General features: G+C 59.1%; 12 protein-coding genes. 10 read left to right on the forward strand and 2 right to left on the reverse strand.

Annotated features, from left to right (window positions below):
• Positions 1 to 46 precede the first annotated feature (46 nt).
• From HU730_RS08425 to HU730_RS08470, 10 genes are all read left to right on the forward strand, one after another.
• Positions 47 to 1,648 (forward strand): ABC transporter substrate-binding protein, encoded by a 1,602-nt coding sequence (locus HU730_RS08425; RefSeq protein ID WP_186527582.1) that lies wholly within the window; start codon positions 47 to 49, stop codon positions 1,646 to 1,648.
• Positions 1,649 to 1,906: 258 nt separating this feature from the next.
• Complete coding sequence (locus tag HU730_RS08430) at positions 1,907 to 3,535, forward strand: ABC transporter substrate-binding protein (RefSeq protein WP_034126282.1); 1,629 nt, start codon at positions 1,907 to 1,909, stop codon at positions 3,533 to 3,535.
• A gap of 305 nt (positions 3,536 to 3,840) precedes the next feature.
• Complete coding sequence (locus HU730_RS08435; protein WP_034126281.1) at positions 3,841 to 5,445, forward strand: ABC transporter substrate-binding protein; 1,605 nt, start codon at positions 3,841 to 3,843, stop codon at positions 5,443 to 5,445.
• Between the two features lie 171 nt (positions 5,446 to 5,616).
• On the forward strand, positions 5,617 to 7,011 hold the full coding sequence (locus HU730_RS08440; protein WP_003188488.1) for an OprD family outer membrane porin: 1,395 nt from the start codon (positions 5,617 to 5,619) through the stop codon (positions 7,009 to 7,011).
• Positions 7,012 to 7,091: 80 nt separating this feature from the next.
• Complete coding sequence (locus HU730_RS08445) at positions 7,092 to 8,690, forward strand: ABC transporter substrate-binding protein (protein ID WP_034126280.1); 1,599 nt, start codon at positions 7,092 to 7,094, stop codon at positions 8,688 to 8,690.
• 76 nt (positions 8,691 to 8,766) lie between these two features.
• Complete coding sequence (locus HU730_RS08450) at positions 8,767 to 9,777, forward strand: ABC transporter permease subunit (RefSeq protein WP_003171721.1); 1,011 nt, start codon at positions 8,767 to 8,769, stop codon at positions 9,775 to 9,777.
• A gap of 10 nt (positions 9,778 to 9,787) precedes the next feature.
• Positions 9,788 to 10,699: an ABC transporter permease subunit gene (locus HU730_RS08455; protein ID WP_003188486.1), complete on the forward strand. Its 912-nt coding sequence runs from the start codon at positions 9,788 to 9,790 to the stop codon at positions 10,697 to 10,699.
• A gap of 10 nt (positions 10,700 to 10,709) precedes the next feature.
• Positions 10,710 to 11,678, forward strand: a complete 969-nt coding sequence (locus tag HU730_RS08460; protein WP_034126279.1) for an ABC transporter ATP-binding protein — start codon at positions 10,710 to 10,712, stop codon at positions 11,676 to 11,678.
• Entirely contained in the window at positions 11,678 to 12,649 is a 972-nt protein-coding gene (locus HU730_RS08465; RefSeq protein WP_003188483.1) for a peptide ABC transporter ATP-binding protein, read from the forward strand. The genes HU730_RS08460 and HU730_RS08465 overlap by 1 nt, the downstream gene beginning before the upstream one ends.
• A 412-nt stretch (positions 12,650 to 13,061) precedes the next feature.
• Positions 13,062 to 15,320 (forward strand): TonB-dependent siderophore receptor, encoded by a 2,259-nt coding sequence (locus HU730_RS08470; RefSeq protein ID WP_186527583.1) that lies wholly within the window; start codon positions 13,062 to 13,064, stop codon positions 15,318 to 15,320.
• Between the two features lie 79 nt (positions 15,321 to 15,399).
• Here the strand turns inward: HU730_RS08470 and HU730_RS08475 are convergent, their stop codons facing one another.
• Both HU730_RS08475 and HU730_RS08480 read right to left on the reverse strand, forming a co-directional pair.
• A complete protein-coding gene (locus HU730_RS08475; RefSeq protein WP_089041383.1) occupies positions 15,400 to 15,654 on the reverse strand; it encodes a hypothetical protein in 255 nt (84 codons plus the stop codon).
• Positions 15,655 to 15,749: 95 nt separating this feature from the next.
• A complete protein-coding gene (locus tag HU730_RS08480; protein WP_072447037.1) occupies positions 15,750 to 15,995 on the reverse strand; it encodes a hypothetical protein in 246 nt (81 codons plus the stop codon).
• Positions 15,996 to 16,053 lie beyond the last annotated feature (58 nt).

The following is a 16,053-nucleotide window of genomic DNA, read 5'->3' on the forward strand; positions in this document are numbered from 1 at the left end:
GCGGTAACCTCGGTAACCGCCGTCTTGTGCCACTCCTGGGGTACCCATGGAAAGAATCGCCTTGAAACCGCTCCTCCTTGCTGCCGGCCTATTGGCCTTTATACCAATGACCCAGGCAGCCACCACCCTGGTCTACTGCTCCGAAGCCAGCCCCGCCGGCTTCGACCCCAGCCAATACACCAGCGGCACCGATTTCGATGCGTCCGCCGAAACCGTGTTCAACCGCCTGACCCAGTTCAAGCGCGGCGGTACCGAAGTCGAACCTGGCCTGGCCACCAGTTGGGATGTTTCCAAGGATGGCCTGACCTACACCTTTCACCTGCGTGAAGGCGTCAAGTTCCATACCACCGACTTCTTCACCCCGACTCGTGACTTCAACGCCGATGACGTGCTGTTCACTTTTAATCGCCTGCTCGATGCCGACAGCCCGTTTCGCAAGGCCTACCCCTCAGAGTCGCCCTACTTCACCGACATGGGCTTGAACACCACGATCAAGAACGTCGAAAAACTCGACGAGCGCAGCGTGCGGTTCAACCTGAACACGGTCGATGCTTCGTTCGTGCAAAACCTGGCCATGAGCTTCGCCTCTGTGCAATCGGCCGAATACGCCACCCAGTTGTTGAAACAAGGCAAGGCGGAGCAGATCAACCAGCAACCGGTCGGCACCGGGCCGTTTGTGTTCAAGCGCTACCAGAAAGACTCGCAGATCCGTTATGTGGCCAATAAACAGTATTGGAATCCCGAGGACGTGAAGCTCGATAACCTGGTGTTCGCCATCACCCCGGACGCCGCCGCGCGCCTGCAGAAACTCAAGGCGGGCGAATGCCAGGTCAGCGGTTACCCGCGCCCCGCCGATATCGAGGTGATGAAGCAAGACCCCAACCTGCGCGTACTGCAACAAGCGGGCTTCAACCTGGGCTTCCTGGCCTATAACGTGACTCACCCGCCGCTGGATCAACTCAAGGTTCGCCAGGCACTGGACATGGCCATCGACAAGCCCGCAATCATCAAGGCCGTGTACCAGGGCGCCGGGCAATTGGCGCAGAACGCACTACCTCCCGCGCAGTGGTCTTATGACCCGAAAATCCAGGACGCCCCCTACGACCCGACCAAGGCAAGGTTGCTACTAAAAGAAGCAGGGGTTGCACCAGGTACCACCATCAACCTGTGGGCAATGACCGTACAACGCGCCTCAAATCCGAATGCGCGGATGTCTGCACAAATGATTCAACAGGATTGGGCCAAGGTCGGCATCAAGGCCAACATCGTCAGCTATGAGTGGGGCGAATACATCAAGCGCGCCAAAAATGGCGAACACGATGCAATGATTTATGGCTGGACCGGCGACAACGGCGACCCCGATAACTGGCTGGGCGTGCTCTACAGTTGTGCTGCGGTCAAGGGCAGCAACTACGCCAAATGGTGTAACCCGGCGTATGACAAGCTGGTGCAGCAAGCCAAGGTCAGCAGCGACCGCGAGCAGCGCATCAAGTGGTATCAGCAGGCACAGAAAATCCTTAAGGAACAAGTACCTATAACGCCTATTGCGAACTCGACGGTTTTCCAGCCTATGCGCAAGCAAGTGCGTGACTTCAAGATCAGCCCGTTTGGGCTAACGCCGTTCTACGGTGTGGGTCTAGATAAGTAACAGCCGCGCCCCAACCGAGTGCGCTAGACGCCTCGGCTGGGCTTTTTTGGTGCGCCATTTGCACCGAAAAAACCCTCCAAACAGGCACTTTTGTGTCGAAACTTTCATAATTGCGACATTCCTGTACGTTCGTACCACAGTTTTCCCTTTGCAACCGCTCTACATCTTGCATTGGGTATGGCGCCTGCATTAGTATCCGCAGGCCGACTCACGAGGTCGCCCTCACCACCAAAAATGACAACAAATCATGAGGCCAACATGCTTAAACACGCAGTCCTTCCGTTATTAGTGAGCGCTGGCCTTATGGCCGCAGCCCCCGTAGCCCTTGCGGCAACTAACCTGGTGTTCTGCTCCGAAGGGAGCCCGGCCGGTTTTGATCCAGGCCAGTACACCACCGGAACAGACTTCGATGCCTCGGCCGAAACCATGTTCAACCGCCTGAGCCAGTTCGAACGTGGCGGCACCGCCGTCGTTCCTGGCCTGGCCACTAGCTGGGACGTGTCCCCGGATGGCCTGACGTACACCTTCCACCTTCGCGAAGGCGTCAAGTTCCATACCACCCCGTACTTCAAGCCAACTCGTGAATTTTCGGCTGACGACGTACTGTTTACCTTCAACCGGATGATCAATAAAGACGATCCATTCCGTAAGGCCTACCCCACCGAGTTCCCGTACTTCACGGACATGGGGATGGACACCAACATCAAGAACATCGAAAAAATCGATGACCACACCGTCAAGTTCACCCTTGGCACCGTGGACGCCGCGTTCATCCAGAACCTGGCCATGAGCTTCGCCTCGATCCAGTCCGCCGAATACGCTGCGCAGTTGTTGAAGGAAGGCAAGCCTGCCGACATCAACCAGAAGCCGGTCGGCACTGGCCCGTTCGTGTTCAAGAGCTACCAGAAAGACTCGAACATTCGCTACACCGGCAACAAGGACTACTGGAAACCTGAAGACGTGAAGATCGATAACCTGATCTTCGCTATCACCACCGACCCGTCGGTGCGTATCCAGAAGCTCAAGAAAAACGAATGCCAGATCACCCTGTTCCCACGTCCGGCCGACCTCAAGGCGCTGGGTGAGGACAAGGACCTGAAACTGCCGCACCAGGCCGGTTTCAACCTGGGCTACATCGCCTATAACGTCATGCCAGTACTCAAGGGCCAGACCGCCGCGAACCCGCTGGCTGACCTGCGCGTCCGTGAAGCCCTGGACATGTCGGTGAACAAGCAGCAGATCATCGACTCCGTGTACCAGGGTGCCGGCCAACTGGCAGTCAACGCCATGCCGCCGACCCAGTGGTCCTATGACACCACCATCAAGGATGCCAAGTACGATCCTGCCAAGGCCAAGGAATTGCTCAAGGCCGCTGGCGTCAAGGAAGGCACCGAGATCACCCTGTGGGCCATGCCGGTCCAGCGCCCCTACAACCCCAACGCCAAATTGATGGCCGAGATGCTGCAGAACGACTGGAAACAGATCGGCCTGAAGGTCAACATCGTCAGCTACGAGTGGGGCGAGTACATCAAGCGCTCCAAAGGCGGCGAGAACCAGGCCATGATCATTGGCTGGAGCGGCGACAATGGTGACCCGGACAACTGGCTGAACGTGCTGTTCGGCTGCGACTCGCTGTCGGGCAACAACTTCTCCAAATGGTGCGACAAGAAATTCGACGGCATCGTTAAAGAAGCCAAGGCCACATCGGATGTCGCCAAACGCACCGAGCTGTATAAGCAGGCGCAACATATCCTCAAAGATGCAGTCCCGATGACACCTATCGCGCACTCGACGGTGTATCAACCCATGCGTAATACCGTGCAGGATTTCAAGATCAGCCCGTTTGGCTTGAACTCCTTCTACGGCGTTAGCGTCAGCGGCAAGTAAGGTTCAATAACGGCGACGTTTCATAACGTCGCCGTTATTCCATCCGCCTGGACCTTAGGAAACAGACTACGTTTGCGAGCGTTGCCGTCTTACAGCAATGAACTGCGACCCGTGCCTCCGTTGCCTACAAGGTCAGTCAGAATTGACGCATTTACTGCAAGGTCAGCGCCCCATAAGGTCGTAGGACAGCAGAGGCATCACTCTGGGAAGGGCACTTGCTGTGTGTGGGATCAGTGATGTCTGCCTAGCTGTAAGCCAGCAGGAAGGCTCGCTGTTGATAACTACAAACAAGGACCGGGATCGTCATGCGCCATACCACCGTTGTATCCGCTCTGTTTGCCACCAGCCTGCTGGCCATGGCCACCATGGGCCAAGCCGCCGAGAAAAAGAGCCTGGTGTTCTGCTCCGAAGGCAGCCCGGCAGGGTTTGACACTGCGCAATACACCACCGCGACCGACAACGATGCGGCGGAACCTTTGTATAACCGTTTGGTGGAGTTCGAAAAAGGCGCGACCGACGTCGTCCCTGGGCTTGCAACCAAGTGGGATATTTCCCCGGATGGCCTGACCTACACCTTCCACCTACGTGAAGGGGTGAAGTTCCACAGCAACAAGGAATTCAAGCCGACACGGGACTTCAACGCCGACGACGTGCTGTTCACCTTCAACCGCATGCTTGACCCCGAACACCCGTTCCGCAAGGCCTACCCCACCGAGTTTCCGTACTTCAACGGGATGAGCCTGAACAAGAACATCGCCAAGGTCGAGAAAACCGACCCGTACACCGTGGTGATGACGCTGAACACGGTCGACGCCGCGTTCGTGCAGAACATCGCCATGAGCTTTGCCGCGATCCTTTCGGCGGAATACGCCGAGCAGTTGCTCAAGCAAGGCCGGCCCAGCGACATCAACCAGAAGCCGATTGGCACTGGCCCGTTCGTGTTCCAGCGCTATCAGAAAGACTCGCAGATCCGCTACGTGGGCAACAAGCAGTACTGGGACCCGAGCCGCGTCAAGCTGGACCAACTGATCTTCGCCATCAACACCGACGCCTCGGTACGCGTACAGAAGCTCAAGGCCGGCGAATGCCAGGTGACCTTGCATCCACGCCCTGCCGATGTCGAGGCCCTCAAGGCCGACCCGAACCTGCAACTGCTGACCAAGCCGGGCTTTAACCTGGGCTATATCTCCTACAACGTGCGCCACAAGCCATTCGATCAGCTTGAAGTACGCCAGGCGCTGGACATGGCGGTGAACAAGCAGAGCATCCTCAATGCTGTGTACCAGGGCGCCGGGCAACTGGCGGTCAACGCCATGCCGCCGACGCAGTGGTCCTACGACGACAGCATCAAGGACGCCACCTACGACCCGGAAAAAGCCAAGCAGTTGCTCAAGGCCGCCGGGGTCAAGGAAGGCACCGAGATCACCCTGTGGGCCATGCCAGTGCAACGCCCGTACAACCCCAACGCCAAGCTGATGGCGGAAATGCTGCAGAACGACTGGGCCAAGATCGGCCTCAAGGTCAAGATCGTCAGCTATGAATGGGGTGAGTACATCAAGCGCACCAAGAACGGTGAGCACGATGTCAGCCTGATCGGTTGGACCGGCGACAACGGTGACCCGGACAACTGGCTCGGCACCCTCTACAGCTGCGACGCCATCGGCGGGAACAACTACTCCATGTGGTGCGACCCGGCGTACGACAAGCTGATCAAGCAAGCCAAGGTCGTGACCGACCGCGAACAAAGGACTGTTCTGTACAAACAGGCGCAGCAATTGCTCAAGCAGCAGGTGCCGATCACGCCCATCGCCCACTCGACGGTCAACCAGCCGTTAAGCGCCAAAGTCGAGGGCTTCAAGGTAAGCCCCTTCGGCCGCAACGTGTTCTCGGGCGTCAGCATCAACCCATAAGAAAATAACCGGATGGCGGGGAGCGAAATACGCTCCCCGGCAAACGTGCAGGCTTTTGTTGGGAAATTTCCTACGCCAAACGTTTGCAATAGCTTGAACGAGTTCCACACCCAATAGCCGGATCACCCAAAAAGACCGGCATTAAAAAAGAGAACCAAAGGAGCTTCACCCATGAAACTGAGCAGCAAAGCGCTTCTGGCCTTGGCCATCAGCAGCATCACGGCCACCGCCTACGCTGAAACGCAAAGCCAGGACTTCGTTCCTACCACCCTGGCCGGCACCAGCGCCCAAAGCGAGGCCAAAGGCTTTATCGAAGATTTCAGCCTGGGCGGCACCACGCGTAACTGGTACTCCCATGAAAGCAAATACCGTGGGGGCACCTTCTCGTACCAGAAGCACGGCCAGACCCTGACCGATCGCAACCGTACCAACTGGGTGCAGGGCACCATCCTCAACGCCAGCTCGGGTTTCACCCAGGGCACCGTAGGGGTCAAGACTGAAGTGGCGGTGTACAACGCCCTGGTGCTGGATCGCAGCAAGCGTGATATCAAAGGCGGCTCCAACCGTACCCTGGCCGACTCCAACGGTGACGCCGTAGACCAGTGGAGCAAACTGGGCCTGGCCAACGTGCAATTCCGCGTGTCCAACACCACACTGACCGCCGGTCGCCAGAACTTCAGCAGCGGCATCGTCGACACCATCGGCAACCGTGCTCTGCCTTCGAGCTTCCAGGGTGTGAGCTTTAACAGCGAAGAATTCAGCAACCTGTCGTTCCAGGGCGGCGTGTTCGACCGCGTTTCGCCACGTAGCGAGCAGAGCCTGTCGAAATTCCGTAGCGAATACGGCAATGGCGCAGAAACCGACAAAGTGTCGACCCTGGGTGTGAACTACCAGCCGCTGAAAAGCCTGAAAACCAGCTTCTTCGCCGCCAACGTGAAGGACTTCTGGAACCAGTACTACTTCGGCGCCACCCACGAGCTGGGTGACGCGCAGCAGTTGGGCCTGACCACCGGCTTCAACTACTACAAGACTGTCGATGAAGGCAAAAAAGAAATGGGGGAAATCGACAACGATACCTTCTCCCTCTCCCTGGGCCTGACTCACCAGGCACACAGCCTGACCTTCGGCTACCAGCAAGTGAACGGTAACGAGTACTTCGACTACCTGCACGAAACCAACGGTATCTACCTGGCCAACTCCCTGACGTCTGACTTCAACGGCCCGAACGAGAAATCCTTCCAGATCGCCTATGCCATCAACATGGCTGAATACGGCGTACCCGGCCTGAAGTTCAACGCTTACTCGGCACGCGGCTGGGGCATCGACGGTACCCACTACACCGGCAACAATGGCCGGGCCAAGTTTGCTTATGACGGCATCCAGTCCCAGGACGGCGAGAAGCACCAGGAATACGGTGTAGGCGCCTCTTACGCGCTGCAGAGCGGCCCACTCAAAGCCACCACCGTGCGCGCAACCTATGTTGAGCACCGTGGCAGCGAGTTCCAGTCCGACGGCAGCATCAAAGAGTTCCGTCTGGTCACCACCATCCCGTTCAACATCCTTTAATTAGCGCCAGGCAGGCGGCGAGCTCAGGACGAGCCCGCCGCCTACGCTTTTCTGGCTCCATCGATTGCAGAGGGCTCTGAATGAAAATGCTCCCACTACAAGCCGCCATGGCCGCTGCGCTGTTGAGCGTGGCGATCGGCGTTTCGGCCAAACCGCTGGTGGTCTGCACCGAAGCCAGCCCGGAAGGTTTCGACCCGGTCCTGTACACCACTGCTGTGACTGCTGACGCCGCCGCTGAAACCATGTTCAACCGCCTGGTGGACTTCAAGCCCGGCACCACTGAAGTGGTCCCTGCCCTGGCCAAAGACCTGCCGGAAATCAGCGCCGATGGCCTGACCTACACCTTCCATCTGCGTGACGACATCAAGTTCCACACCACCGACTATTTCAAACCCACGCGCAACCTGAATGCCGATGATGTGCTTTGGAGCTTCCAGCGCCAGCTGGACCCGAATCACCCGTGGCATAACAAGTCCCTCGTGGGCTACCCGTACTTCGAAAGCATGGGGTTCAAGGAACTGCTCAAGAGCGTAGAAAAGACCGACGATCACACCGTCGTCTTTACCTTGACCCGTCCGGAAGCTCCGTTTCTGGCCGACCTGGGTATGGCATTCTCTTCAATCCACTCGAAGGAATACGCCGACCAGTTGCTCAAGTCCGGTAAAACTGAAGACCTCAACGCCAAGCCTATCGGCACTGGCCCATTCGTCTTCAATCGTTATCAGAAAGATGCCCAGGCGCGCTTCAAGGCCAACCCGGACTACTTCCGCGGCAAGCCGGCGGTCGACCCGCTGATTCTGGCGATCACCACCGATAACAACGTGCGCCTGCAAAAGCTCAAGGCCAACGAATGTCAGATCGCGTTGTTCCCCAAGCCGGATGACATTCCAAGCATCAAGAAAGACCCGAACCTGAAGGTCGATGAACTGGCGGCGATGACCACCAGCTACACCGCATTGAACACCACTCGCAAATACATGAGCGATGCCCGAGTACGTCACGCGATCAACATCGCGTTCGACAAGGCCGGTTATACCGAAGCGCTGTTCGGCAAAGGCAATGCAGTCGTGGGCACCGGCCCGTATCCGCCGACCTTGCTGGGTTTCAGTGAAAAGCTGAAAAACCCACCGCGCGACCTGGATAAGGCGCGCGCCCTGCTCAAGGAAGCCGGCGTGCCGGAAGGCACCGAGTTCACGCTGTTCACCCGTAACGGCGGCGGCCCGACAAACCCTAACCCGATGCTCGGCGCCCAGCGTATGCAGGCGGATCTGGCGCAGGTTGGCCTGAAGGTCAATATCAAAGTCATGGAATGGGGCGAAATGCTCAAACGCGCTAAAAACGGCGAGCACGACATGGTGTCGGCAGGCTGGGTCGGTGATAACGGCGACCCGGATAACTTCCTCACCCCGAACCTGAGTTGCGATGCGGCGAAAAACGGCGAAAACTACGCGCGCTGGTGTAACAAAGAGTTTCAGGACTTGATCGACAAAGCTCGTGCGGAAAAGGAACCGGCCTTACGGGCCGCGCTCTATGAACAAGCACAAGATGTCTTCGAGAAGGACCAGCCATGGCTTCCCATGGCTTACCCGAAACTGTTCACCGCCATGCGCAAGAACGTAGAAGGCTTCATCCAAAGCCCTCTGGGTACGAATAACTTCGCCACCACCCAGGTGAAGTAAATAAGAAAAACGCTCGGCACCGTCGACACTGACGGTGCCGGACCTGCCTAACCGGCTGATTGAGGTACACACCAAGATGTTTAGTTTTATTGCCCGCCGACTGGGGTTATTGATCCCCACGTTCTTCGGCATCACGTTGCTGACCTTTGCGTTGATTCGCATGATTCCAGGCGACCCCGTAGAAGTCATGATGGGCGAGCGACGGGTTGACCCCGAAATGCACGCACAGGCAATGGAGCGCCTTGGCCTTAACAAGCCGCTGTATGCGCAATACCTGGACTATGTCGGCAAGCTCGCCCAGGGCGACCTTGGCGAATCGCTGCGCACACGCACCAGCGTGTGGACCGAATTCACCGCTCTCTTCCCCGCGACCCTGGAGCTGTCCATGGCCGCGCTGTTGTTCGCCGGTATCCTGGGCCTGTTGGCCGGGGTGATCGCGGCACTCAAGCGAGGATCCCTGTTCGACCATGGGGTGATGGGCATCTCCCTGGCGGGGTATTCGATGCCGATCTTCTGGTGGGGCCTGATCCTGATCATGTTCTTCTCGGTAAGCCTGGGCTGGACCCCGGTATCCGGGCGTATCGACCTGCTCTATGACATCGAGCCGCGCACCGGCTTCATGCTGATCGACACCCTGCTGGCCGACGAGCCGGACGCGTTCTGGGATGCATTGCACCACCTGATCCTGCCGGCCATCGTGCTCGGCACCATCCCGCTGGCGGTGATCGCGCGCATGACCCGTTCGTCGATGCTCGAAGTGCTGCGTGAGGACTACATCCGTACCGCCAAGGCCAAGGGCCTGTCGCCAGCCCGCGTGGTGTTCGTGCACGGCCTGCGTAACGCACTGATCCCGGTGCTCACCGTGGTCGGCCTGCAAGTCGGCACGCTGCTGGCCGGTGCGGTACTGACCGAAACCATCTTCTCGTGGCCCGGCATCGGCAAATGGCTGATCGAAGCCATTGGCGCGCGGGACTACCCGGTGGTGCAGAACGGCATTCTGCTGATCGCCTGCCTGGTGATCCTGGTGAACTTCGTGGTGGATATCCTCTACGGCTTCGCCAACCCACGCATCCGTCACCAGCGCTGAGATCATGACCATGACCACACCTACTCAAGTGTCAGCAGTCGATCAGAGCCTGCTGTACCCGTCCCCGTACAAAGAATTCTGGCAAGCCTTCTCCAAGAACAAAGGCGCGGTCGCCGGCCTGCTGTTCATGTTGCTGATCGTGTTCTGCGCGATCTTCGCCCCGTGGGTTGCACCGCATAACCCCAGCGAGCAATACCGTGACTTCCTGCTCACACCACCGGCGTGGTTGGAGGGCGGGCAAATGCAATTTCTGCTGGGCACCGACGAACTGGGCCGTGACTTGCTCTCGCGCCTGATCCAGGGCTCGCGTCTATCGTTGCTGATCGGTTTGTCGTCGGTGGTGATGTCGCTGATCCCGGGTATCCTGCTGGGCCTGTTCGCCGGGTTCTTCCCGCGCTTGCTCGGCCCAACCATCATGCGTCTGATGGACATCATGCTGGCCCTGCCATCGCTGCTGCTGGCCGTGGCGATTGTCGCCATCCTCGGCCCTGGCCTGATCAACACCGTGATCGCCATCGCCATCGTGTCGTTGCCATCCTATGTGCGCCTGACCCGCGCCGCCGTGATGGGCGAACTGAACCGCGACTACGTGACTGCCGCCCGCCTCGCTGGCGCCGGCCTGCCACGCCTGATGTTCATCACCGTGCTGCCTAACTGCATGGCGCCGCTGATCGTACAAGCGACCTTGAGCTTTTCCTCGGCGATTCTCGATGCCGCGGCCCTGGGCTTCCTCGGCCTTGGCGTACAACCGCCAACCCCTGAGTGGGGCACCATGCTGGCTTCGGCCCGAGATTACATCGAACGCGCCTGGTGGGTCGTGAGCCTGCCTGGCTTGACCATTTTGCTCAGCGTGCTGGCAATCAACTTGATGGGTGACGGCCTGCGCGATGCGCTGGACCCGAAACTCAAGAACGCCGCCTGAGGAGATTCCCATGTCACTGTTAGAAATCAAGAATCTCAACGTGCGCTTCGGCGACAAGACCGCCGTGCCGGTGGTCGATGGCCTCGACATTTCCGTCGACAAAGGCGAAGTCCTGGCGATCGTTGGCGAGTCGGGTTCGGGTAAATCCGTGACCATGATGGCGCTGATGGGCCTGATCGAGCATCCCGGCATCGTCACCGCCGATGCGCTGAACTTCGACGGCAAGGACATGCTCAAGTTGAGCAACCGCCAGCGCCGCCAGATTGTCGGCAAAGACCTGGCGATGGTGTTCCAGGACCCGATGACCGCGTTGAACCCCAGCTACACCGTGGGTTTCCAGATCGAGGAAGTGCTGCGCCTGCATTTGAAAATGTCCGGCAAACAAGCACGCAAACGCGCCATCGAGCTGCTGGAAAAGGTCGAGATCCCAGGCGCTGCCAGCCGAATGGATGCCTACCCGCATCAATTGTCCGGTGGTATGAGCCAACGCGTGGCAATCGCCATGGCGATTGCCGGTGAGCCCAAGTTGCTGATCGCCGATGAACCGACCACTGCGTTGGACGTGACCATCCAGGCGCAGATCATGGAACTGCTGCTGGCCCTGCAAAAAGAGCAGAACATGGGCCTGGTGCTGATCACTCACGACCTCGCGGTGGTTGCCGAAACCGCCCAGCGCGTGTGCGTGATGTACGCAGGCCAGGCGGTGGAAGTCGGCCAGGTGCCGCAGCTGTTCGACATTCCGGCACACCCGTACAGCGAAGCGTTGCTCAAGGCCATTCCCGAGCACAGCCTCGGCGCAACGCGCCTGGCCACGTTGCCGGGCATCGTGCCCGGCCGCTACGATCGTCCGCAGGGTTGCCTGCTGTCGCCACGCTGCCCGTACGTGCAGGACTCCTGCCGCGCCCAGCGGCCGGGCCTTGATCCGAAAAGCCACAGCCTTGCCCGCTGCTTCTACCCGCTGAACCAGGAGGTGGCGTAATGGCCGTCGTACTTACCGCCCGCGACCTCACCCGTCACTACGAAGTGTCCCGCGGCCTGTTCAAGGGTCATGCCACCGTGCGAGCCCTCAATGGTGTGTCTTTTGAGCTGGAAGCCGGCAAAACCCTCGCCGTGGTAGGCGAGTCGGGCTGTGGCAAATCCACCCTGGCCCGCGCCCTCACGCTGATTGAAGAGCCCTCGTCGGGCTCGTTGAAAATTGCCGGGCAAGAAGTGGCCGGCGCCGACAAGGCCCAGCGCAAGCAATTGCGCAAAGACGTGCAGATGGTGTTCCAGAGCCCCTATGCCTCGCTGAACCCACGCCAGAAAGTCGGTGATCAACTGGCCGAACCGCTGCTGATCAACACCAACCTGTCCGCCGCCGAACGCCGCGAGAAAGTGCAGGCGATGATGAAGCAAGTGGGCCTGCGCCCTGAGCATTATCAGCGCTACCCGCACATGTTCTCCGGCGGCCAGCGCCAGCGCATCGCGTTGGCCCGCGCCATGATGCTGCAACCCAAAGTGCTGGTGGCGGACGAACCGACCTCGGCGCTGGACGTGTCTATCCAGGCGCAGGTGCTCAACCTGTTCATGGATTTGCAGCAGGAATTCAACACCGCCTACGTGTTCATCTCCCACAACCTGGCGGTGGTGCAGCACGTGGCTGACGATGTGATGGTGATGTACCTCGGCCGCCCAGTGGAAGTGGGCCCCAAGGAAGACATCTACGCCCGCCCGCTGCACCCCTACACCCAGGCGCTGCTGTCGGCCACGCCGACCATTCACCCAGACCCGAGCAAGCCGAAGATCAAGATCGTCGGCGAACTGCCCAACCCACTGAACCCGCCGCCTGGCTGCGCGTTCCACAAGCGTTGCCCGTATGCGACGGCGCGTTGCAGCAGTGAAGAGCCGCTGTTGCGTCCTTTGGATAACCGGCAGGTGGCTTGCCACTACGCGGAGCAATTCGTGGCCTGAAGCAACACAACCTCCTCCTGTAGGAGCGAGCTTGCTCGCGAAAGACGTCAACGATAACGCGGGTAGTCTGGTTTAACGCGGTGTTCATACGTTCTTCGCGAGCAAGCTCGCTCCTACAGGGGCCGCGGTTTCAATGAGTTCCATCGCCCTTCCCGCCAGATTGCGCATCAGTCTGGCCGGAGGGGCTTTTTTTTGCGCGTTTGTAACAAAGAACATACCGATTTAACCTCGCCCTTCACAGCCGACAGCCTTGAAAACATTGAGCCAGAGCCTTAAGGAAAGTGTATAGATTGTAAATGCAATTTACTTCTGTTTGAGAATCAATACCATTACGGCGCATGGAGAGCGCTGGATGCACGAAAAAATTCAGACGACTCTCGTTCAATCGCCCCTCCTAAAGGACTTTGTGGACATGTCGTCTCAATTCAGGCTCAGCCATCTATCGTTGGCGTTTATCGCTACCCTTTCGTCCCCCGCGCTGCTGGCGCAGAGTGTGGAAAAAGAACGCGACAAGGTGCCGATCGAAGCGACAGACCTGCCTGTGGACGGCACCCCCCAAGCCCTGGTGCTGGGCGAGACGCACGTGCTGGGCACCGCCGCCGAAGAACTCAAGCAAGCGCCCGGCGTGTCGATCATCACTGCCGAAGACATCAAGAAGCGCCCGCCCACCAACGACCTGTCTGAGATCATCCGTCGCGAGCCGGGCGTGAACCTGACCGGCAACAGTTCCAGCGGCAGCCGTGGCAATAACCGTCAGATCGACCTGCGGGGCATGGGCCCGGAAAACACCCTGATTCTGATCGATGGCAAACCGTCGACCTCGCGCAATGCCGTGCGTTATGGCTGGAGTGGCGACCGTGATACCCGTGGCGAAACCAACTGGGTACCGGCCGAAGAAGTCGAACGCATTGAAATCCTGCGCGGCCCGGCTGCTGCCCGTTATGGCTCCGGCGCCATGGGCGGGGTGATCAACATCATCACCAAACGCCCCACCGACCAACTGCACGGCTCGCTGACCGCCTACACCGCCTTCCCCGAAAACGATGCCGAAGGGGCAAGCAAGCGCACCAACTTCAACCTCAGCGGCCCGTTGACCGACACCCTGGCGTTCCGCGTCTATGGCGGCCTGAACAAGACCGATGCCGATGACGCCGACATCAACCGCGCAGCGCAGGCGACCTCGGACTCGCTGGTGGCCGGCCGCGAAGGCGTGCGCAATAAAGACGTGAATGGCTTGCTGAGCTGGCAGTTCACTCCTGAGCAAACCCTCGACCTGGAGGCCAGCTACAGCCGCCAGGGCAATATTTTCGCCGGCGACACCATGCTCAACGGCGGTGGCGCATTCGTGGAAAGCCTGGTGGGCAAGGAAACCAGTGTGATTCAGCGCAGCAGCTTTTCAGCCACGCACCGCGGCGAATTCGATTGGGGTTCGACCCTGGCCTCGTTGACCCACGACCTGAATCGCAACGAACGTCTAAACGAAGGCCTGGCCGGTTCCGGCGAAGGCGCGCCCTCCGCCAGCGCTGGTCGTTTCGAATCGCGCTTGCGTAATACCCGGGCCACTGCGCAGGTCAACCTGCCCCTGAGCGTCGGTGCCGAACAGGTGCTGACCCTGGGCAGCGAATACCTCTACGAGTCGATGAACGACCCAGGCTCGTTGCGCCCGCAAAGCTATGACCCGGGCACCGGCGGCGTACCCGCCATCCCGGGCGTCAGCCGCAACAGCACCAAGACCACCGCCTCGAGCTACGCCTTGTTTGCCGAGAACAACATCGAGTTGGGCAGCAAAACCGTGATCACGCCTGGCTTGCGCTTCGACGATCATGAGGAATACGGCGGCAACTGGAGCCCCAGCTTCAATGCCTCGCACCAGTTGACCGACGAACTGAGCATCAAGGGCGGCATTGCCCGCGCCTACAAAACCCCTAACCTGTACCAGTCCAACCCGAACTATTTGCTCTACAGCCGTGGTAATGGCTGCAACGCCAGCGAAGCCAACACGGGCGGTTGCTACCTGGTGGGCAACCGGGACCTGAAGCCGGAAATCAGTGTCAACAAGGAAATCGGCCTGGCTTTCGACAAGGGCACCTGGCGCACCAGTGCGACGTATTTCCGTAATGACTACAAGAACAAGATCAACGCCAGTAACGAGGCGGCGTTCCGTCTGGGCAACGGCCGACGTGTATTGGAGTGGGAAAACAGCGGCCCAGCCTTGGTACAGGGCGTTGAAGGCAACCTGTTCGTCAGCCTGCGCGATGATTTGGACTTGAACACCAACCTGACCTATATGATCGACTCCAAGGACAAAGACACCGGCGAGCCCTTGAGCATCATCCCCAAGTACACCGTTAACACCACGCTGGACTGGCAAGCCACTGACAAGCTGTCATTCCAGGTCAGCGGCACCTATTACGGCAAACAAGAAGCACCGACGCTCAACTCACGCAGCGCCAGCAGTTACGATCGCAGCGCCCAGCGGGACGTCGACCCGTACGGGTTGATGGGCCTGAGCAGCGGCTATGAGTTCAGCAAAAACCTGAGCGTGCGGGTGGGCATCAACAACCTGCTGGACAAGCGCCTGTCGCGCAAAGGCAACGCCGAGGATGCGGGCGCGCAGACTTACAATGAGCCGGGCCGTGCTTACTTCGCGTCGGTGACCACTTCGTTCTGAAGAAAAGGGCGGCCAATAAAAATGCCTTGGAGGTTTCTTCCAAGGCATTGATTGTTTGGAACGCTTCCCCTTGGCGAGCCTACGTCTGGCTATCGCCTTCGTCTGCGTCGTCGCTGTCAGGCTCGTCGGTGGTCGAGTCGTCATCGTCTTCGCTGCCACCCTGGCCTTGATCGCCTGGCTCCGCTTCGGACTTGGCCAACTGCAAGTCCGAAATCTGGCTACTCGCCACCATCTCTGGGCCATGCACCGGGGCGTGCGCCCAGGCCGTCGACATCCCCAACCACAACAGCACCAGCACCTTCATCAATAGCACTACGCGTTGAACAATACCCATGGTCGATTCCGTCCAGTCAATAGATGAACTCTGCCGGCAATAACTTGCCGCCACCCGCGTTGACGCTAGTCGCGATTCTGGATTTACGCCAGGCTTCAGGTCTCGCCGTCGTCATAGGTTTCACTGGCTTCCCCTTCGTTATAGGGGTTCTCCTGATCCTCCTTGGGCGCCGGTTGGACCTGGGGCTGCCAACTGCCGGAGTTGACCTCATTGGCCTTTTTCTTGCTGACCGGACCGGTGTCTTTCCATTGGGGCGCGCCGGTATCGGCAAAAGTCGGAAAGGTCGTCGCTCCCAGGCTTGCCAGCAACACCAGATGGATGGCGAATCGAACATTTCGCACGGTGCTCTCCTTCACAGTCACTGTGTGAAAGCTAGACCCAATGCAGGGTTATCGCCAA

Origin of the sequence: Pseudomonas sp. SWRI22 (assembly GCF_014268395.2) — a bacterium.
Classification (GTDB): domain Bacteria; phylum Pseudomonadota; class Gammaproteobacteria; order Pseudomonadales; family Pseudomonadaceae; genus Aquipseudomonas; species Aquipseudomonas paracarnis.